Raw genomic sequence first — 21,498 nt, 5'->3', positions numbered from 1 at the left:
CCAATATCAGATCTCGATCATCTTTAGCCACACATTTTGTGCGCTAAGGTAAAAAAACAAAACGCAAAATACCCTCAAGATATTTTGCGTTTTATATCAACGTCAATTAATTCGCGACATTGATTTGTTGTCCATCCACAAAGGTTACACTACGAGGAACAGAATACACGGAGACATCCTGTGAATTAGTAAACAACGTGCGGTATTCATCTTGAATTTTATTAAACGGAATGCGTAAGTTAACCGTCGCTTTAGATTTCGCCGCTAGCGGTTTTGCAAAATCGAGAGGAATATCCTGAGAATAAAGCATGTGTTGGTCATGCCAATATGATGCAATCCAGTAAAGCGATTTGATCGGCTTATTCCCCAGATTCTCAATAGAATATTTTGCCAGAACATAGGCTTGGTTATCTTCGTTAACAATAAATTTCCGCTCTTCAAAATGAATATTAACGTGTTTTTGGAAAAGCGAGAGAGGCGTGTCATTCGTATTCTTCTGTGTGGTTTGCGTTGCCTGTGGTGCTGAAGAGGCGGATTCCGATCCTTTGGGTTTTATCCCTTGTTTCGCCGCCAGCGCTGTACCGACCACTACAATAGAAGCAAACGAGACTAAAGCGATGACTTTCATTAATTTCATTATCGTAACTACCTTATTAAGCTGTTTATTTTTCTGAAATTCTACCCGATCCCCTTAGCAAAATAAATGAGATTTTATATATCCATAAAAGACAAAGGGTAGAACATCTCTACCCTTTCTCTGCAATTATGCTGTTGTTTTCTTATTTTCATCTGCAATACAGGCTGCCGCTGTAAACAGAACGTCTGTAGAAGAGTTCAATGCGGTTTCTGTTGAATCTTGCAGGATACCAATAATAAAGCCGACCCCAATCATTTGCGCGGCGACATCATCGGAAATACCGAATAAGCTACAGGCTAAAGGAATCAATAGCAAGGATCCACCGGCCACACCGGAAGCACCACATGCGCATAAACTTGCAACAATACTGAGCAAAATTGCACTACTGAAAGAAACCTCAATGCCTAATGTATTCGCTGCTGCAAGTGTAAGAATCGTAATGGTAATTGCCGCACCGGCCATATTAATGGTCGCGCCTAACGGAATAGACACAGAATAAGTTTCTTCATCTAAATTCAAACGTTTTGCCAAATTAATATTCACCGGAATATTTGCTGCTGAACTACGGGTAAAAAATGCGGTTAATCCACTTTCACGCAAACAAGTCCAAACAAGTGGATAAGGGTTACGACGAATTTTCCAGAAGACTAAAATTGGATTCACGACAAAGGCGACAAATAGCATTGCACCAATTAAAACACTTAATAACTGAGCATAACCGCCTAACGCTACTAATCCTTTATCTGCAAGTGTTTGAGCAACCAAGCCAAATACACCAATAGGAGCAAATGTGATGATGACATAAACAATCTTAGACACGGCTTCAGAAAAATCTGATACCACATTTTTTGTTGTGTCTGAGGCATGACGAAGTGCTAAGCCTAAACCGATTGACCACGCCAATACACCAATAAAATTCGCTTTAAAAATGGCATTTAGCGGGTTGTCCACGACATTAAATACAAGATCTAATAACACTGTGCCAACCCCTTTAGGCGCCGACGCTATATCTTCTTTGACAGAAAGTGCCACTTCTACCGGAAATAAGAAAGAGGCAATCACGGCGACTAATGCGGCCAAGAAAGTACCGAGCAAATAAAGCACAATGATAGATTTCATGCTGGTTTGTGTTCCCACCTTTTTATTGGCAATTGCCGCCATGACTAAAACAAAAATTAATAATGGCGCAACTGCGCGGAGTGAGCGCACAAAGATCTGGCCAAGTACGCCGACTTCGCTTGCCAAGTTAAAACCGAGTGATGGTTCCAAAATAGGCGTAACGAGAGCAACAACGATACCTAAAACCAAGCCAATGGCAATCCGTTTGACCAAATTGCCCTGAAAAAATAAAGAAATTAAACGTGATGTTTTCATATTAAATTAATGATGTTGTGCAAATAAAGTTGCGATGAGTCTTTGAATCACATGTGATTCCCCTGAGGAAATTAAAGATAGCCTAAATTTCAATTAAAGAAAACAGAACAGATCAAATTTTTATTGGTATAAGCAAGATGAGAAAGCACAGCAATACGTTGACATACTGTATATAAACACAGTAAAATTGAAATATAGAAAATTTAGGCTTACGCTAAGGAATTACCATGAATAACAATAATACGCTTGTTTCAATGAACTACAGCGGTTCATCCTATCAACCGCTTCCTTTTTTTGAAGAACAAAAATCAGAAAAATTCCACTATCGCAAAAAACTCGACCTCAACTTGTATTGTGTAAAACACCCAAAACAGACATGTTTTATTCATATCACCAACCCCAATCTATTAGCATGGGGAATTGAAGCGGGTGATATGTTAGTCGTTGAAAAGAGTGATAAGGTGTTTATCGGAGAATTCGTGGTGATGGAGATTGAAAATAATTTTTGTCTTTATGAATTGATCGCTTACACAGACGGCGAATTCGTCTTTTTGTCGTTAGATAAAGGCAAAGAAAATATTAAAACGTCTAACTGGAATAATCTTCCTATCGTTGGGGTGGTCACAAACATTATTCACCAACTCCCTCGAAAAAGAACGCATTTTATTGCGTAAATCTTCCTTTCTTATGGCTTATTAAATCACTGCCTTCACAAGAAATACATAAACCTTGTGAAGGCAGCTAAACTAAGCGAAATACTCGCTATTTAGACTCTTCCCAGCCTGCCGGCGGTGTGACCGGTTGGCGATTCATCAACTGTTTGATTTGCTCTTCTTCAATGGTTTCATATTTTACTAACGCATCTTTCATGGCGTGTAAAATATCCATATTGTCGATTAAAATTTGTCTCGCACGAGCATAATTACGTGTCACAATCGCACGGACTTCCTCATCGATCACATGCGCAGTTTCATCAGACATGTGTTTTGCTTTCGCCATGGAACGGCCCAAGAACACTTCCCCGTCATCCTCAGTATAAAGAATTGGACCAAGTTTATCGGAGAAACCCCATTGAGTAACCATGTTACGAGCAATATTGGTGGCCACTTTAATATCGTTAGAAGCACCTGTCGAAATATTTTCTTCGCCGTAAATTAAGTCTTCTGCTAAACGTCCTGCATACAATGTAGAAAGTTTACTTTCTAATTGTTTTTGACTGATACTGATTTGGTCGCCTTCCGGTAAGAAGAAGGTTACACCTAAAGCACGTCCGCGCGGAATGATTGTCACTTTATGCACAGGATCATGTTCCGGCACTAAATAACCAACAATGGCATGACCCGCTTCATGATATGCGGTGGACTCTTTTTGCTTGTCAGTCATGATCATGGTCCGACGTTCAGGTCCCATGTTGATTTTATCTTTAGCTTTTTCAAACTCAACCATCGTAACGATACGTTTATTGGTGCGTGCAGCAAATAACGCTGCCTCATTCACCAAGTTTGCCAAATCCGCACCGGAATAACCTGGCGTACCACGCGCAAGCGTCATTGCATCAACATCCGGCCCAACAGGGACTTTTCGCATATGCACTTTTAAGATTTGCTCACGGCCTTTAACATCAGGCAAACCAACCACAACTTGACGGTCAAAACGTCCGGGACGGGTTAATGCTGGGTCAAGTACATCAGGGCGGTTAGTCGCTGCGATGACGATGACCCCTTCATTGCCTTCAAAGCCATCCATTTCAACCAACATTTGGTTTAAGGTTTGTTCACGCTCATCGTGACCGCCTCCAAGACCAGCACCACGTTGGCGACCAACGGCATCGATTTCGTCGATAAAAATCAAACAAGGTGCATTTTTCTTCGCTTGTTCAAACATATCGCGCACACGAGAAGCCCCGACCCCCACAAACATTTCAACGAAATCAGAACCGGAAATCGTGAAGAAAGGGACTTTTGCTTCCCCGGCAATGGCTTTCGCCAATAAGGTTTTACCCGTACCCGGAGGGCCAACCATTAAAATCCCTTTTGGAATTTTACCGCCAAGATTTTGGAATTTTTTCGGTTCACGTAAAAAGTCAACGATTTCAGCCACTTCTTCTTTTGCTTCATCACAACCGGCTACATCGGCAAAAGTGGTTTTAATTTGCTCTTGTGTCATCATACGCGCGCGGCTTTTACCAAAGCTCATGGCTTTACCGCCACCGCCTTGCATTTGACGCATGAAGAAAACCCAAACACCAATTAATAACAGCATCGGGAACCAAGCAATCAAGATTTGAGATAATAATCCTCTTCTCTCCTGAGGGGTGCCTTCTACTTTAACTTTTTTATTTAATAAATCATTCAATAAGTTTTTATCTTCTAAAGGAATGACAGTGGTATATTTAGCTCCATCTGCTTTGGTAACTAAAATTTCATTGTCTTCAAACTTAGCCTGACGCACCTGACCATTTTCAATATCAGTAATAAAAGTGGTATAGTCCGTTAAATTGCCGTTAGAAGCCGAATTAAAACTTTGATATGCCGTCATCATTACGACAGCAACAACAACCCAAAGAATTAAACTTTTTGCCATATCGTTCAAGGCATTACTCCATACTTATAAAGTTAATAAAATGTCGCAAGGTTACTATATTTGTTTCGAAAGTGAAAGTTATCAAATTGATTGTCTTTCTTTGTGACTTCACCATTAAAACTTATAGCCGCTTGCAACGATATAAACTTCCCGAGAGCGATCTCGAGAGGCCTCAGGTTTCCGAACTTTTACCACACTAAAGAGAGAACGAATCTCTTTTAAGTATTCATCAAAACCTTCACCCTGAAAAACTTTTACAACAAAACTGCCTTTGTTCGCCAACACCTGTTTGCACATATCCAATGCAAGCTCGACCAAATACATTGCGCGTGGAATATCCACTGATGGCATTCCACTGAAATTAGGCGCCATATCCGACATCACCACATCGACTTTTTCTTCGCCAACGCGTTCTAGCAAAGCACTCAGGACATTTTCATCACGGAAATCCCCTTGTAGGAAATCAACCCCGACAATGGGATCCATCTCCAAAATATCGCATGCGATAACGCGTCCATTCCGACCAATTTGGCTGACGACATACTGCGACCAACCACCCGGAGCGGCACCAAGATCGACCACTGTCATACCCGGTTTAAATAAACGGTCTGTTTGCTGGATTTCATCAAGTTTAAAATATGCACGGGAACGCAACTTTTGTTTATGCGCTTTTTGTACAAAAGGATCTTTAAAATGTTCATTTAACCAGCGAGTAGAACTCGCCGAGCGTTTTTTCTTGCCCATAACCTGTCTTATGTTTTTTTAATGTTCTTGTATATAAAGGCTTAAGATTGAGTTTTCAAGCCTCAAATCATGATTAATAAAAAAAATCCACCTTTCCTCGATTTTTGACAGAAAGGTGGCGTAAATCAGAAAGGTACTTATTGTAACAATTAAAGTGCGGTCTATAAAATGATCGTTTTATTCTTATAGACGAAAATGCGATCGTGCAATGCCAAATCTAAGGCTCGGCTCAATACTGTTTTTTCTACATCACGTCCAGCCTTCATCATGGCTTCCGCGCTATAAGTATGGTCAATATTGATCACATTCTGCATAATAATCGGTCCTTGATCCAACTCATTATTAATAAAATGCGCTGTTGCACCAATAATTTTCACGCCGCGTTCATAAGCTTGTTGATAAGGTTTCGCACCAATGAATGCCGGTAAGAATGAGTGGTGAATATTGATAACGCGATTAGGATAACGTGCCACAAATTTAGGGTTTAGTACGCGCATATACTTCGCCAGTACAATGTAATCCGGAGCAAATTCGTCAATTTTTTCGGCGAGCAATGCATCGTGTTCTTCACGAGTCAAATTCTGATGACTAATACAAAAATAGGGTACATCAAAACGTTCTGCCAACGTACGCAATGAATCATGATTTCCAATCACTGCAGCAATCTCCACATCAAGACCGCCATAGTAATTTTTCATCAAAATATCGCCTAAACAATGCGCTTCTTTCGTGACTAAAATCACAATTCGTTTACGTTTTGTACTAATGAGACGGCAATTGGTCCCTTCAGGTAAACTCAATGCCAAATCGGCCAACAAGGTTTCTTCATTAAAAATGCCTTGGAGTTCCGTACGCATGAAAAAATGCTTAGTTTCAAAATCAACAAATTCATTATTATGCACAATATTTAATTGGTGCTTATAACAAATATTGGTAATTTTGGAGATTAACCCAATCGCATCCGAACAGTCGGTTAATAGTATTTTATTCTCAATCATAAATTCTGTGTCATCTTGATAAAAAAAGAAACCCATAAAAATGGGTCTCTTTTAGTCATTATTATCAATTAAATTTCAAAAGAGGACAAAGGCTTTCCTTGATCTAATTGCGCCTGAATTGCCTTCGGTGTTCTGCCTTGACCGGTCCACGTTTTTGTTATGCCATTTTCATCAACATATTGATATTTTGCGGGTCTTGCTGAACGTTTTTTAGAAACACCGCTGACTTTTTCAGAGACATCCAAACCTAAAATTTCAGCTAATTCTTGTCTAGAAATTCCTTCTTTTTCAAGTAATTCTTTATATTTTGCTATCCGTTCTTGGCGTGCATTTTCTTCTTCTTGAGCTTTCGCTAACTCTACTTTTTTCTCAGAAACAAGCGTCTCAATCTTTTCAAGAAGATTTTCTAATTGCTCTACAGAAAAATCACGCGTAGCAAGACGCAAGCTACGGATATTAGACAATACTTTCAATACTTCACTCATTAATTTTCTCCTCTGGTATTAATATAAGTAAACTGGAACCCGAATTATGATAAACAAATTATATACCAAGGTAAATATCTATTTCTTAAATTATTTTATATCAATGACATCTCTTTTATATTGGCATTTCTCTGTTTTTATTGTAGTCTTATAGCGTCCTATACATACGTAGAGGTGCAAACGTTATAAGTATATTTTCAGAGTGGATAACGATGAAGAAAATGGAAAGGAACGTTTGCCGAAATCAGTTAAGAGTCGTTTTAGCTGGTTGGTGGCGTCTTCGAAAGAACCGTCACTGTCATAGTCAATCAAACTATGGAGCGCTACTGGTTAGGTTAGGTCTTTATTTGCCTGCCTTTTTAAATTATTTCTAGTTATTCTAAGTATTTAAAGTCAGTGGTTCTCCCTTAATTTTAGGTAGAACACCATATGGAACTCATCGATTACTCATCGTCAATTTGGTCAATTATTCCCCCATTGTTTGCATTAGCATTAGCGATTATTACGCGTAAAGTGCTCCTTTCTTTGAGCGTGGGTATCTTAGTCGGCGCCGCCATGCTGGCAAATTTTGAACCGTTAAATACCTTAGTGTATTTAAAAAATAATATTGCTTCCCTCTTCATTAAAGAAGGTGGATTAAATAGCAACAACATTAACATTCTGCTTTTCTTATTATTGCTTGGCGTTTTGACCGCACTTTTAAGCATGTCCGGCAGTAACCGAGCCTTTGCTGAATGGGCGCAAAAGCACATCAAAGGTCGCCGTGGTGCTAAATTAGTGGCAGCCTCTTTAGTTTTTATCACCTTTATTGATGATTATTTCCACAGCTTAGCGGTGGGTGCGATTGCGCGTCCAATTACCGATAAATTCAAAGTTTCTCGCGCGAAGTTAGCTTATATTTTAGATTCGACTGCTGCGCCAATGTGCGTATTAATGCCGGTATCCAGCTGGGGCGCTTACATTATTACGCTTATTGCAGGTTTATTAGCCACCTACTCCATTACCGGCTACTCACCCATTGGGGCGTTTATGGCAATGAGCGCCATGAACTATTACGCGATTTTCTCAATCATCATGGTCTTTTTTGTTGCCTATTTTTCTTTTGATATCGGTGCGATGGCAAAACATGAAAAATTAGCATTAAGTGCAGAAGAAATTACCGAAACACAATCTTCTGAGGTAAAAGGCCATGTGCGTAATCTTGTATTACCGATTTTAACCTTAATTATCGTGACCGTTTCTGCCATGATGTATACTGGTAATGAAGCCTTAGCGGCTGACGGCAAACCTTTCTCTATCTTAGGGGCATTTGAAAATACCACTGTTGGCGTGTCATTAGTTACTGGGGGTTTAAGTGCGGTTTTGGTTGCATCACTGTGTATTTTTGCCGATCGTTTGGTGAATGCTTCCGAATATGTTAAAGCTTGGGGCGTGGGAATTAAATCCATGTCCGGTGCAATTCTCATTCTATTCTTCGCATGGACAATTAATAATGTGGTAAGTGATGTGAAAACCGGTGCTTATTTAGCGTCTTTAGTTTCTGATACATTGCCACTTGCCTTATTGCCGGCATTGTTATTTATTTTAGCTTCTGTCATGGCGTTCTCTACCGGCACCAGCTGGGGAACATTCGGTATTATGTTGCCAATCGCTGCGGCCATTGCCTCTCACGCCATGCCGGGATCTGTAGAATTTATGTTGCCTTGCTTATCCGCAGTGATGGCAGGAGCTGTTTGCGGTGACCACTGCTCACCGGTATCCGATACCACCATTTTGTCTTCCACTGGGGCAAAATGCGACCACATGGATCACGTCACCTCCCAATTGCCTTATGCCCTTACCGTGGCAATAGCAACTATTGCAGGTTATGTTGTAGTGGGGTTCACCTACTCGGGCTTACTTGGTTTTATTACTACAGGTGCCGTGCTCACCTTACTCGTGTTTATCTTTAAAAAGCGCTAAATTGTGATCTCGCGCACAAAAATTAAATTTAAAATTAAATTCTGTAATTTTTATAAAATGCGACATAAAGTCGCATTTTTTCTATCTAAACTAAAAATTAATTTATAAAATTTTAAAAATACAAATTCATACGGAATTTTATCTCGTAAAATAGGCTAAAAAACTAAATCCTCGCTTAACTTTTCAATAGACAAGCAAACCTCTTTTCGTTAAGAATAATCCCCATTAAACCGCAATGCACCAAACTTATACTATCGGTATAAAAGTGCGGTCAAAAAAAGCGATACTTTTTAAAGCAAATAGGAAGAGGTAAAAATGAAGAAATTATCGGGAGCAGAAATGGTCGTTCAATCCTTGCGTGATCAAGGTGTTGAATTTTTATTTGGTTATCCGGGTGGGGCGGTTTTAGATATTTACGATGCCATCCATACTTTAGGGGGCATCGAACACATTTTAGTACGCCACGAACAAGCGGCAGTACACATGGCTGACGGCTATGCACGAGCTACCGGCAAAGTGGGGTGTGTTTTAGTCACCTCCGGCCCTGGCGCCACCAATGCCATTACCGGTATTGCCACGGCGTATGCGGATTCCATTCCGTTAGTGGTACTTTCCGGACAAGTACCATCGGGGTTAATTGGTAGTGATGCCTTCCAAGAATGCGACATGATAGGCATCTCCCGTCCGGTCGTGAAACACAGCTTTTTAGTTAAAAACTCGGAAGACATTCCGACTATCATAAAAAAAGCCTTTTATATTGCCTCCACCGGCCGCCCCGGCCCTGTGGTCATTGATTTACCAAAAGATGTTGTTAATCCATTAAACAAATTTGCCTACACTTATCCGGAAGAAGTCACTTTGCGTTCTTACAGCCCAACGGTGCAAGGTCACAAAGGGCAAATCAAAAAAGCCTTAAAAGCCTTATTGGTGGCAAAAAAACCGGTGCTTTTCGTGGGCGGTGGTGTGATCTCAGCCAACTGCCACGATGCCTTAACACGCTTTGCTAAACAGTTAAATTTGCCGGTCACCTCTTCTCTTATGGGTCTAGGTGCTTTCCCCGGCACGGATAGACAATTCCTCGGGATGCTTGGTATGCACGGCACTTATGAAGCCAATACGGCAATGCATAACAGCGACTTGATTTTAGGTATCGGCGTTCGCTTTGACGATCGCACCACCAATAATCTCGCAAAATATTGCCCACATGCCAAAGTGATTCATGTGGATGTGGATCCCACCTCCATTTCCAAAACCGTACCGGTGGCGATTCCGATTGTCGGCAGCGCAGAAAGCGTATTAGAGGAATTTTTATCATTATTAGAAGATGAAAACCTTGCGAAGTCTCAATCGGATTTAACGGATTGGTGGAAACAAATCGAACAATGGAAAGCCGTGAAATGCTTAGATTTCGATCGTCACAGCGGCGTAATCAAACCTCAGCAAGTGATTGAAACCATCTATCGTTTAACTCAAGGTAATGCTTATATGGCATCGGATGTAGGGCAACATCAAATGTTTGCTGCATTACACTACCCGTTCGACAAACCACGTCGTTGGATCAACTCCGGTGGGCTTGGCACGATGGGCTTCGGTTTGCCTGCAGCGCTTGGTGTCAAACTGGCTGATCCAAAAGCAACGGTAGTTTGTATTACCGGTGATGGGAGTATTCAAATGAATATTCAAGAGCTTTCTACTGCGAAGCAATATGACATTCCTATCGTTATTATTTGTTTGAACAACCATTTCCTCGGCATGGTGAAACAATGGCAGGATTTGATTTATTCCGGTCGCCATTCGCAAACTTACATGAATTCATTGCCGGATTTCGTAAAATTAGCAGAAGCCTATGATCATGTGGGTATTCAAATCGCCAAACCGGAAGAATTGGAAGAAAAGCTTAAACAAGCGTTCAGCATTAAAAATAAACTGGTCTTTGTTGACATCAACGTTGATGCCAACGAACACGTTTACCCAATGCAAGTGCGTGGAGGCGCCATGAATGAAATGATTTTAACTAAACCGGAGAATGCATAATGCGTAGAATTTTATCCGTATTACTCGAAAATGAATCAGGCGCGTTATCCCGCGTCGTCGCCTTATTCTCACAACGCGCTTTCAACATCGAAAGCCTGACTGTGGCCCCCACAGATGATCCAACATTATCCCGTATGACTATTGAAACCTACGGCGATGAACAAGTGTTGGAGCAAATTGAAAAGCAATTGCACAAATTGGTGGATGTGTTCAAAGTGATTAATTTAAGCGACAGTGAACACGTTGAGCGTGAAGTGATGTTAATTAAAGTTCGTGCGCAAGGCGTAGCGCGGGAAGAACTGAAACGTTTGACGGATATTTTCCGTGCACAAATTGTAGACGTTACCACGAAGTCTTACATTATCCAACTCACCGGCACTAAAGATAAACTTGATGCCTTTGTAAACACTCTGAAAGAAGAAGCCGTTGTCATCGAAATCGTCCGCTCCGGTTTAGTGAGCTTACCACGAGGTGAAAAAGGCTATTTATAGCCGTCATATCCACCTTAAGTGCGGTTGAAATTTAAAATGTTTTTTGTCCCAAGCGTTGAATTTAACTTGAACAAAGAAGGCTAAACATCGCATAATACCTAAGCCCCAATCGTGGGGCTTAATCAATTCGTTCATTCCCTTTCTAAATACAGATAAAACTGACAAAACTTTAACAAATCTTTACACTACTCTCCATAATAATCATTGAGTCAATAAGTCATTACGTATAAAATACGGAAAATTTTACATTTTATTTACTTATGTCTAAAAATTTTCTTAATTATCTACGTTCTCGCCTATTTTGGTTATGGCTATTGTGGTTTTCTTTTCTCACCCAAACTATTTCTCCTGAAGATAGCATTTTTTATGGATTATTTGTTATATACATCCTCTATTACTTAATTTTTTCATTTAATCAGAAAATATTTTGGTATTTTGTCACGTTTATTACAATAACATTATCTCTTTATTATCCTGTCTATTTATCTTATGGCAAGCCAAATTCCGGTATTATTGCCGCGTTTTTTGAAACTAACCCGGCAGAATCTTTTGAATTTTTAGGAAAACTTAAATTATCTAATTTAGGATTACCTATATTATTTATATTCTCTTTTTATGTTTTATATAAACTAAAAAAATATGCGATTAACCAAGTAGAAATCTCAGCAAAAGAACAAAAACATAAAAAAATCTTAAACGGCTTTCTTGCTATTGTGACAATCTTCAGTGTGATCTGGGTGCCAACCCAGTTCTATATTCAAAATGTATCCAATGATAAAGTGGATGCACACTGGACATTGGCTAATAGCCCAGTTAATCTCATTTCATTTTATGCTAACATCATTGAAAGTATTGCTGATTATTATCATGATAAAAGCGATCTTGAAAACGTGCAAAATATTACTCCACCTTGGCATATTATTTCGGCAAAACCTCAATATAAAAACTATGTTTTAATTATTGGTGAAAGTGCGAGAAGAGACTATATGTCAACTTATGGTTTTCATTTACCCACCACACCATTTTTAGATAAAACAAAGGGATATATTAATGCAGGTTACATTTCTAGTGCACCTGCCACTTACCATTCACTGTTAAATACATTACATTTCAACCCCAAAGATAAGGGCAAAAAAGATTACTCTTATAATATTATTACGTTAGCTAAAATGGCCGGCATAAAAACATTTTGGTTATCCAATCAAGGCAGCATTGGTAAATATGATACGCTTGCCAGTCGGTTAGGTGTGACTGCCGATTTTCATTACTTCACTAAAAAAGGCGGTTTTACGACCAATAATGCCGATGATATGGCATTATTAGATGAACTAAAAACCAGATTCAAGGAAAAAACTTACTCAAATAATGTAAGACTTTTCGTCATTCATTTAATGGGTTCGCACCGTAATTTTTGTCAGCGACTTAAAGAAGAAGAGAAAAAGCTGGAATTTATTAATGAGAGTCTCTCTTGTTATGTAAACACAATTTTAAAAACAGATAAATTGATTGAGGAAACAGTGACTTTATTAAAAGAACAAAATGAGCCTTATTCGTTAATTTATTTTTCAGATCATGGTTTATCTCATACGCATAAAGAAAATAAAAAAGAAGTTGATTTAGATTTTGGTGACAAATACAAACAAAACTTTGACGTTCCTTTTGTTAAAATATCTAGTGATGATAAGGTTCGGGAGGTAGTTAATCTTAAACGAAGTGCATTTAACTTTATTTATGGTTTCTCTCAATGGATAGGCGTAGAGACAAAAGAGTTAAATCCCCATTATAATTTCTTTTCAAATAAAGATGATGAAGAAATTAAAGTTTTTAACTTTGAAGAAAATATTCCTTATGACACATTAAAGGATGATAACATTCCAACATTTTAATCTATTACTTATATTAGGATTAAGGTAACATGATGAATCAATATAGTGCTAAAACAGTAAAAGCTGTCTTTTTTATGTCAGGCTTTGCCGCATTAATCTATCAAATCGCTTGGCAGAGAATGTTATTCACCGCCTTTGGTGTGGATCTAGAATCTATTACTATTATTATCGCCGTTTTTATGGCGGGTCTTGGTATCGGTGCTTACTTTGGTGGGCGTATAGCGGATAAATTTCCTAAACATATCATTCTTTATTTTGCCCTGACCGAGATTGGTATTGGCATCTTTGGTTTCGCAAGCCCGACCTTAATTGAGTTCGTCAAAGCGTTATTCTTGCACTCAAGTGTGACAACTGTTGCTTTGTCTAACTTTATATTGCTGCTTTTCCCAACATTTCTCATGGGAAGTACATTACCGCTATTAACACAATATTTGAACCAACATTTTGATAATATCGGGAATAATATTGGCTGGCTATATTTTACCAACACATTAGGTGCAGCATTTGCTTGTATAAGTGTTGTTTTTTTCCTATTTAATCACTTAACCATTACTCAAGTGATTTATTTAGCAGCAATCGTTAACTGTCTTGTTGCAACAATTATTTTTATTAAATACGGAAGAAAGGGGTAAATCATGACAATCACGAAAAAAGCTATTATCCTGTCCTTCTTAAGTGGTTTTCTCAGCTTAGGGCTTGAGGTGATTTGGATTAGATTATTTAGTTTCTATGGTGCCTCTCTTCCGCAAATTTTTTCATTAACACTTGCGCTATTTTTATTAGGTATTGCCTGCGGTTCTCTGATTGGTAAAAATCTATGTCAATCCGGTAAAGGAAATATCAACTATATTGGTTATTCCTTTATTTTTTCAGCACTACTTGATTGTTTGGCAATTGCGATATTAATTTATTTCCCAATTCAAGGTATATTCGGTATTTTTATTATTTCCATTTTCTTTTGTGCATTAGCACGGGGAATTGTTTTCCCAATTGTGCATCACCTTGGTGCAGAACAAAAGAAAACCGGCGCGGCAATTTCTAATGTTTATTTTGCCAATGTTGTCGGCTGTACCATCTCACCAATACTGATTGGTTTTTACCTTTTAGATATTTTTACCACGCAACAAACCTATTTTCTCATTATATTCATCACGTTGTTGACTGCCATGCTTTGTGTAAAAGAAAAATGGTTAAAAATAGCGACTGCCATTGCAAGTATCATGGTGATTACAACAACCCTCACTTTACCTGAAGAAATCATTCATTCACTGGCAAAAAGGATGGATGATGATGGAAAACCATTAAAATTAGAGAAATTAATTGAAAATAAACATGGCTTTATTCAAGTTTATTTAAACGATAAAAACGATGAACTGGTTTTTGGTGGTAATGTTTATGATGGCATGTTAAATACCAGCTTGACAAATAACCATAATGGTATCGAACGTGCCTACTTATTACCGGTTATTGCGCCTCACGCCAAAAATATTTTAGTGATTGGCTTAAGTACAGCATCATGGACAAGGGTACTTACCTCCATGCCGGAATTAGAATCCATGACGGTTATTGAACTTAACCCTGCCTATCCGCAACTTGCCGGTATGTATCCTGAAATGCAAAAATTCCTACAAGATAAACGCGTTAATCTGATTACGGATGATGGCCGTCGTTGGTTAAATAAAAATCCGGAGAAAAAATTTGATTTTATTCTGATGAATACAACATTCCACTGGCGAAATTATTCAAGCAATTTGCTAAGTCAAGAATTTTTAAAGCTAGCAAAAGCGCATTTAAATCCGAATGGTTTTATTTATTTTAATACGACCAGTTCCCTTGACGCTCACTATACCTCAAAAGCGGTTTTCCCATACAGCTATAGCTATATGAATATGTCATTAGCTTCATTGAATCCAATTCCTGAACTCACTAAAGAGCAAGTGGAATACAATCTATCCCAATTAAAATGGGAAAATGTGCAACCGGTATTCAGTTCTCAAGCAGAGCTAGAAAATGCGGCATCTCAAATTTATGGCAAACCATTAATCCCATACGAAAAGATCGATTTTTCCTCGTTAAATCGCAAACCGGAAGTGATCACCGATACCAATATGATTACAGAATATAAATATGGTGCCTTTAATCAATAGTGTGAATACCAAGGAGGTCTAGGTCTCCTTGATTCATTTTGTTGCCATGATGCTTTGCGGTATCGCCACTCAAAAATAGCGAAAAAAATTACCGCACTTCTCATGCCTCTTTTTTAGATCGTGCCTCTTTTTCAAATCTTTGCAGAAAACCCTATATTTTTTTGTACTAGTGTAGTAGTATGTTGTTCATCGTAAAAAGTGCGGTCATTTTTTAAATCAATGTTGCCGTACACCAATTCCACAATAAGGAGAAATCAACATGACAAAAATTGCATTAGTCACAGGCGCTACTGCCGGTTTTGGGAACGCCATTTGTCGCATATTGTTAAAAGCCGGTTATTTAGTCATCGGTACAGGAAGAAGACAAGAACGTTTAACGCAATTAGAACAAGAATACGGCAATAAATTCTTTCCTCTCGCCTTTGATATTTCTGATCGTCACGCAGCTGAAAAGGCATTAAAGACACTGCCGGCAGAATTACAAGCCATTGATTTATTGGTGAATAACGCAGGCCTTGCTCTTGGCTTAGAAACAGCGGATAAGTCCGATTTAGATGACTGGGAAAAAATGATCGATACCAACGTGAAAGGTTTGGTCACCGTAACCCGTTTGGTTTTGCCGCAAATGGTCGCGCGTAATCAAGGGCATATCATCAATTTAGGCTCGATTGCCGGCAATTACGCCTATCCGGGCGGCAACGTTTACGGCGGCACAAAAGCTTTCGTGAAACAATTCAGTTTAAACCTCCGTGCAGATTTGGCCGGCACCAATGTACGTGTTTCCAATGTAGAACCCGGTTTATGTGGCGGCACGGAATTTTCCAACGTGCGATTTAAAGGCGACGATGCCCGCGCAGCACAAGTGTATGAAAACGTGCAATATGTCACGCCACAAGATATTGCCAATATCGTCCTATGGCTTAATCAACAACCGGAGCACGTGAATATTAACCGCATTGAAGTCATGCCGACGGCACAAACCTTTAACCCGTTAAAAGTGAGCAAAAATGACTAAACAACCCAGCAAACTTTCCCGCTTTTTAACTGAAATTACTGAGCCTTATTTAGCCTTTTTACGTGGGCTAACGCCTGCCTTGCTGTTTTTTGTGCTGTATATGGTGATGACGGAATACATTAAAGATCCGGAGTTTAGAAAAGGATTATTTTTCTACATTAATGAGCCTGATTTAATCGACATCGTCTATTATGTCATCCGCTGCTTTGTCGCCATTCCATTGTTAATTATGCTCTCTGCTTACTTACTTAGTTTACGGAGTTTTTACTTAAAGCAACAAAATATCCTTGCCGAGATTGGTTTTAGCCCAATGGCAACCTTTTTACTTTGGGCAATTTTTTGGTTAATTCAACTGATTTCAAGTGTATTTGTTGTTTTATTCGCTGTCATAAATTTCTACAAAATCTACGACAGCCTGTTTTTAATGTCATAAGGAAAACCTATGTCAGACACGATTTTAAACCCTTATTTCGGCGAATTTGGTGGAATGTATGTGCCGGAGATTCTCATACCGGTGCTACAACAATTAGAAAAAGCGTTTGTTGAAGCCAAAGACGATCCCGAATTTCAACGTGAATTTCAGGATCTCCTAAAAAATTATGCCGGCAGACCGACCGCACTTACCCTTTGCCGTAATTTAACCAAAGGCACGAAAGCCAAAATTTATTTAAAACGTGAAGATTTGCTCCACGGCGGTGCTCATAAAACTAACCAAGTGCTAGGCCAGATTTTATTGGCAAAACGCATGGGGAAAACTCGCATTATTGCGGAAACCGGCGCAGGGCAACATGGCGTCGCGACGGCCCTTGCTTGTGCCATGTTGGATATGCCTTGCCGCATTTATATGGGGGCAAAAGACGTAGAACGCCAATCACCGAATGTGTTCCGGATGCGTTTAATGGGGGCTGAAGTGGTGCCGGTGCAAAAAGGTTCTTGCTCCTTAAAAGATGCCTGCTGTGAAGCCATGCGTGACTGGTCAGCCAATTATGAAAACACTCATTATTTGTTGGGTACGGCGGCAGGCCCTCACCCCTTCCCAACCATTGTGCGCGAATTCCAAAAAATGATTGGCGAAGAAACCAAACGTCAAATCTTAGAAAAAGAAGGTCGCCTGCCGGATGCGGTAATTGCAGCCGTAGGTGGCGGTTCAAACGCCATCGGTATGTTTACGGATTTTATTGATGAACCGAATGTACGTTTAATTGGCGTAGAACCTGCCGGTCACGGCATTGAAACAGGTGAACATGGTGCGCCATTGGGGCATGCCAAAGTCGGCATTTATTTCGGGATGAAATCGCCATTAATGCAAACGGAAGACGGACAAGTGGAAGAATCCTACTCGATTTCAGCGGGGCTAGACTTCCCTTCTGTCGGCCCGCAACACGCCTATTTGCAAAGTATTGGTCGCGCAGAATACCCAAGCATTACCGATGACGAAGCCTTAAATGCGTTCCAAGCACTGGCAAAACATGAGGGCATTATTCCGGCATTAGAAAGCTCTCACGCCCTTGCGCATGCCTTAAAAATGATCCGTCAAGAACCGAATAAAGCACAAATTTTAGTGGTGAATTTATCCGGTCGTGGCGATAAAGATATCTTCACTGTTGATAAAGTATTAAAAGAAAAAGGAATGCAATCATGAGCCGTTTTGAAACCACATTTGCCCAGTTACGCGCGAAAAATGAAGGCGCATTTGTTCCTTTCGTTACCTTATGCGATCCAACCTTTGATCGTTCTTTTGAGATTATTTGTACCCTCGTGGATAACGGCGCAGATGCCTTAGAGTTGGGTTTTCCCTTTTCCGATCCCTTATTGGATGGTCCGGTAATTCAAGCCGCGAATAATCGTGCGCTCAACGCCGAGCATAGCACGGAAGACAGCTTTAAATTACTTGCCAAAGTGCGGTCGAAATATCCGGAGATTCCCATTAGCCTGTTGCTTTGTGCGAATTTAATTTTTGCCAAAGGCTTGGATAATTTTTATCAACGTTGTGCGGAAGTCGGTGTGGATGCCGTTTTAGTGGCGGATATTCCATTATTGGCAAAAGAAGACTATGTCCAAGCAGCCAAAAAGCACAGTATTCAACCTGTCTTTATTTGCCCACCGAATGCGGATGAAAAAACCGTTCAAGGTGTAGCGCAAAGCAGCAAAGGCTATACTTATCTGGTTTCTCGTGCCGGCGTCACCAGTGCGGAAAACCAAGCGCATGCGGCTAACTTAGATACCCTTGTTGAACAACTCAAGGCTCACCATGCCCCACCGATTCTGCAAGGTTTCGGCATTGCTCAACCATCGCAAGTAAAAGAGGCATTACAACTTGGTGCAGCCGGTGCGATTTCCGGTTCAGCAACCGTAAAAATCATTGAGCGAAATTTGGGTAATCACGCTCAGTGTCTAAATGAGCTTGGTGAGTTTGTTCGCAACATGAAAGCCGCCACGAAGTAACGGAAAATAATTCCCTTAAATATGGCACCTTAACGAATTAATCTTTGCTAAGGTGCTTTTTCATCACCTTTTACTTTTTCCGTAACGAAACTTCGCCTGCATTAAAATATTGCACGCCCTTTTCTGTCATGAGACATAAATGACCTTGTGCATTAATCCCCTGTTCAATACCTGAAATAGTGCTTTTTTCGCTTATCACATTCACTTCTGTGCCTAAATAGGCATCATATTCCAGCCATTGTTGTTGCATTTCCGCATCAATACCGTGCTGTTCAAAACGTGCTAAATAACGATAAATGGTATTGACCATTTGTATGATCAGTTTTTCACGATCAATACGTGGGAAAAATTCTGTCAACTCCGCCCAAGGTTGATCGATTTGTTTTTCTTGTCCAAGAGAAACATTCATGCCAATGCCAACAACCAAATTGAGTTTACCGTTAGGGCGATTAACAATTTCCACCAAAATACCGGCAAGTTTTCGCTCATTGACCAAAATATCATTCGGCCATTTAACTTGAAATCCGTACATGTCCAATTCAACCAACGCCTGCACAATCGCCAAGCCAATCACCGTACTTAACCCATCCAAAGGTTTACGAGGATCCAATTGCCAGTAAAAACTCATGATAATTTGCCCGGCAAAAGGCGAAATCCATTGCCGCCCACGACGACCACGCCCGGCGGTTTGATATTCAGCCAAGCAAAGATCCCCTTTTTGAAGGTGAGCAACATTCTCTAATAAATATTGATTGGTTGAAGAAATGACCGGTTTAACCACCACATGATAAGGTTTTAACGCCTCCGCCAGACGTTTTTCATTTAATAAAGGTAATTCCGGGATCACATAAAGATGCTCGTTTTCTAGTGTAAAATGAAGTCCTTGTTGCTCCATTTGGCGCACTTCTGCGAATAATTCCTCTTTGCTGCAAGCTAAAAGTGCGGTCAAATTTTCCAATGAATTTTCTACATCGCTTGTCAATAATTCTAGTAATTTCGCCATAAACCCATCCTGTTTCTCAGCGTCTAAACGGTGGTTATCATACGCTAAAAACGCAAATTTTTTATCATTTTTTCTTTTCAAAGACAGGATGGATCTGTATAATCCGCTCGCAATATTTTTTCATCATTTTAACTTAAAGAGAGATATTGCAATGGCATTACGCATCTTAAAAGAAGCCCTCACATTTGACGATGTTCTTCTTGTTCCAGCTCACTCCACTGTGTTACCTAACACAGCCAACCTTTCTACTCACTTAACCTCAACGATTCGCCTAAACATTCCTATGTTGTCAGCGGCAATGGACACGGTAACCGAAACGAAATTGGCTATTTCCCTTGCACAAGAAGGCGGTATTGGCTTTATTCATAAAAATATGTCCATTGAACGCCAAGTGGATCGTGTGCGTAAAGTGAAAAAATTTGAAAGCGGTGTGGTTTCCGATCCCATTACGGTAACACCCACATTAACCATCAGCGAATTAAAAGCCATTGCACAGAAAAATGGCTTTGCCGGCTATCCGGTTGTCGATGCTGAAGGTAATTTGGTCGGTATTATCACCGGTCGCGATACCCGCTTTGTTTCTGATTTAAACAAAACCGTTGCCGATTTCATGACACCAAAATCTCGCCTTGTCACCGCCAAAGAAGGGGCTAAACGTGAAGAAATTTTCCAATTAATGCACGAACATCGCGTAGAGAAAGTCTTAATTGTTGATGATAACTTCAAATTAAAAGGCATGATCACCTTAAAGGACTATCAAAAAGCGGAACAAAAACCAAATGCCTGTAAAGACGAATTCGGTCGTTTACGCGTAGGCGCAGCGGTTGGCGCAGGCCCAGGCAACGAAGAACGGATTGATGCCTTAGTCAAAGCAGGCGTCGATGTCTTATTAATCGACTCTTCTCACGGTCACTCCGAAGGCGTATTACAACGTGTACGTGAAACTCGCGCAAAATACCCGAATCTACCGATTGTTGCCGGTAACGTCGCCACTGCAGAAGGTGCACTCGCCTTGGCGGATGCCGGCGCTAGCGCAGTCAAAGTGGGGATTGGCCCAGGCTCTATTTGTACCACCCGTATTGTCACCGGCGTGGGCGTGCCACAAATTACCGCCATTTCTGATGCGGCTGAAGCCTTAAAAGATCGCGGCATTCCGGTCATTGCCGACGGCGGTATCCGTTACTCCGGCGACATCGCGAAAGCGCTTGCGGCAGGCGCCAGTTGTGTCATGGTCGGTTCTATGTTTGCCGGTACAGAAGAAGCACCGGGCGAAATTGAATTGTATCAAGGCCGTGCGTTCAAATCTTATCGTGGCATGGGCTCTCTTGGCGCCATGGCGAAAGGCTCAAGCGACCGTTATTTCCAATCCGATAATGCTGCCGACAAATTAGTGCCGGAAGGTATTGAAGGCCGTATTCCTTATAAAGGCTTGCTCAAAGAAATCATTCACCAACAAATGGGCGGATTGCGTTCTTGCATGGGCTTAACCGGCTGCGCCACCATCGATGAATTACGCACAAAAGCCCAGTTCGTGCGCATCAGTGGTGCAGGCATTAAAGAAAGCCACGTGCATGATGTCACCATCACCAAAGAAGCCCCGAACTATCGTATGAGCTAATTGGGCTTTCGAATAACAAATAAAAAAGTGCGGTGGATTTTTAAAATAGTTTTAAATCCACCGCACTTTATCTTTT

18 protein-coding genes, 1 pseudogene and 1 riboswitch are annotated in these 21,498 nt (G+C 40.3%); of the genes and pseudogenes, 12 read left to right on the top strand and 7 right to left on the bottom strand.

The window, feature by feature from the left end; all coding sequences use genetic code 11:
* Positions 1–106: 106 nt before the first annotated feature.
* Entirely contained in the window at positions 107–637 is a 531-nt protein-coding gene (locus AC30SF_RS03840; protein ID WP_021616958.1) for a hypothetical protein, read from the bottom strand.
* Between the two features lie 126 nt (positions 638–763).
* Positions 764–2,011, bottom strand: coding sequence for a serine/threonine transporter SstT (gene sstT / locus AC30SF_RS03835; protein ID WP_021616957.1), 1,248 nt, complete (start codon positions 2,009–2,011; stop codon positions 764–766).
* Between the two features lie 227 nt (positions 2,012–2,238).
* Here sstT and AC30SF_RS03830 point away from each other — a divergent pair, with 227 nt between their 5' ends.
* Positions 2,239–2,685 carry a LexA family protein gene (locus AC30SF_RS03830; RefSeq protein ID WP_489607613.1) on the top strand — a complete coding sequence of 149 codons (447 nt, stop codon included), beginning with the start codon at positions 2,239–2,241 and terminating at the stop codon, positions 2,683–2,685.
* Between the two features lie 88 nt (positions 2,686–2,773).
* Here the strand turns inward: AC30SF_RS03830 and ftsH are convergent, their stop codons facing one another.
* The 4 genes from ftsH to AC30SF_RS03810 all read right to left on the bottom strand — a co-directional run bounded on the left by ftsH (position 2,774) and on the right by AC30SF_RS03810 (position 6,821).
* Positions 2,774–4,594 (bottom strand): ATP-dependent zinc metalloprotease FtsH, encoded by a 1,821-nt coding sequence (ftsH, locus tag AC30SF_RS03825; RefSeq protein WP_489607612.1) that lies wholly within the window; start codon positions 4,592–4,594, stop codon positions 2,774–2,776.
* Between the two features lie 114 nt (positions 4,595–4,708).
* Positions 4,709–5,338 carry a 23S rRNA (uridine(2552)-2'-O)-methyltransferase RlmE gene (rlmE, locus tag AC30SF_RS03820; RefSeq protein ID WP_489607611.1) on the bottom strand — a complete coding sequence of 210 codons (630 nt, stop codon included), beginning with the start codon at positions 5,336–5,338 and terminating at the stop codon, positions 4,709–4,711.
* Positions 5,339–5,499: 161 nt separating this feature from the next.
* Positions 5,500–6,336 carry a formyltetrahydrofolate deformylase gene (gene purU / locus AC30SF_RS03815; RefSeq protein WP_489607610.1) on the bottom strand — a complete coding sequence of 279 codons (837 nt, stop codon included), beginning with the start codon at positions 6,334–6,336 and terminating at the stop codon, positions 5,500–5,502.
* Positions 6,337–6,404: 68 nt separating this feature from the next.
* A complete protein-coding gene (locus tag AC30SF_RS03810) occupies positions 6,405–6,821 on the bottom strand; it encodes an H-NS family histone-like protein (protein WP_489607609.1) in 417 nt (138 codons plus the stop codon).
* Between the two features lie 161 nt (positions 6,822–6,982).
* Positions 6,983–7,155, top strand: a riboswitch (Lysine riboswitch).
* A 95-nt stretch (positions 7,156–7,250) separates the two neighbouring features.
* On the opposite strand from AC30SF_RS03810, the gene AC30SF_RS03805 reads away from it, so the two are divergent.
* From AC30SF_RS03805 to trpA, 10 genes and pseudogenes are all read left to right on the top strand, one after another.
* Positions 7,251–8,783 (top strand): Na+/H+ antiporter NhaC family protein, encoded by a 1,533-nt coding sequence (locus AC30SF_RS03805; protein WP_489607608.1) that lies wholly within the window; start codon positions 7,251–7,253, stop codon positions 8,781–8,783.
* A 315-nt stretch (positions 8,784–9,098) separates the two neighbouring features.
* Positions 9,099–10,817 carry an acetolactate synthase 3 large subunit gene (locus AC30SF_RS03800; RefSeq protein ID WP_489607607.1) on the top strand — a complete coding sequence of 573 codons (1,719 nt, stop codon included), beginning with the start codon at positions 9,099–9,101 and terminating at the stop codon, positions 10,815–10,817.
* Positions 10,817–11,308 (top strand): acetolactate synthase small subunit, encoded by a 492-nt coding sequence (ilvN, locus tag AC30SF_RS03795; protein WP_021616948.1) that lies wholly within the window; start codon positions 10,817–10,819, stop codon positions 11,306–11,308. Before AC30SF_RS03800 ends, ilvN begins: the two co-directional genes overlap by 1 nt.
* A gap of 260 nt (positions 11,309–11,568) precedes the next feature.
* Complete coding sequence (locus AC30SF_RS03790) at positions 11,569–13,194, top strand: phosphoethanolamine transferase family protein (RefSeq protein ID WP_489607606.1); 1,626 nt, start codon at positions 11,569–11,571, stop codon at positions 13,192–13,194.
* Positions 13,195–13,226: 32 nt separating this feature from the next.
* Positions 13,227–13,894: pseudogene (locus AC30SF_RS03785) on the top strand (fused MFS/spermidine synthase).
* Positions 13,830–15,341 (top strand): fused MFS/spermidine synthase, encoded by a 1,512-nt coding sequence (locus AC30SF_RS03780; protein WP_489607605.1) that lies wholly within the window; start codon positions 13,830–13,832, stop codon positions 15,339–15,341. The pseudogene AC30SF_RS03785 and the gene AC30SF_RS03780 overlap by 65 nt, the downstream one beginning before the upstream one ends.
* A 259-nt stretch (positions 15,342–15,600) precedes the next feature.
* Positions 15,601–16,356 (top strand): SDR family oxidoreductase, encoded by a 756-nt coding sequence (locus tag AC30SF_RS03775; protein ID WP_489607604.1) that lies wholly within the window; start codon positions 15,601–15,603, stop codon positions 16,354–16,356.
* Entirely contained in the window at positions 16,349–16,789 is a 441-nt protein-coding gene (locus AC30SF_RS03770) for a hypothetical protein (RefSeq protein ID WP_448757066.1), read from the top strand. The genes AC30SF_RS03775 and AC30SF_RS03770 overlap by 8 nt, the downstream gene beginning before the upstream one ends.
* Positions 16,790–16,798: 9 nt before the next feature.
* A complete protein-coding gene (trpB, locus tag AC30SF_RS03765) occupies positions 16,799–17,998 on the top strand; it encodes a tryptophan synthase subunit beta (RefSeq protein WP_209362716.1) in 1,200 nt (399 codons plus the stop codon).
* Positions 17,995–18,801: a tryptophan synthase subunit alpha gene (gene trpA, locus AC30SF_RS03760; protein WP_489607603.1), complete on the top strand. Its 807-nt coding sequence runs from the start codon at positions 17,995–17,997 to the stop codon at positions 18,799–18,801. Before trpB ends, trpA begins: the two co-directional genes overlap by 4 nt.
* 70 nt (positions 18,802–18,871) lie before the next feature.
* On the opposite strand, the gene birA is transcribed toward trpA, so the two are convergent.
* Positions 18,872–19,885, bottom strand: coding sequence for a bifunctional biotin--[acetyl-CoA-carboxylase] ligase/biotin operon repressor BirA (gene birA / locus AC30SF_RS03755; RefSeq protein WP_489607602.1), 1,014 nt, complete (start codon positions 19,883–19,885; stop codon positions 18,872–18,874).
* A 70-nt stretch (positions 19,886–19,955) separates the two neighbouring features.
* Here birA and guaB point away from each other — a divergent pair, with 70 nt between their 5' ends.
* Positions 19,956–21,422 carry an IMP dehydrogenase gene (gene guaB, locus AC30SF_RS03750; RefSeq protein WP_489607601.1) on the top strand — a complete coding sequence of 489 codons (1,467 nt, stop codon included), beginning with the start codon at positions 19,956–19,958 and terminating at the stop codon, positions 21,420–21,422.
* The last annotated feature ends 76 nt before the right edge of the window (positions 21,423–21,498 follow it).

Source organism: Aggregatibacter valvarum (genome assembly GCF_980468985.1).
This window is presented reverse-complemented; position numbering and strand designations above follow the sequence as displayed.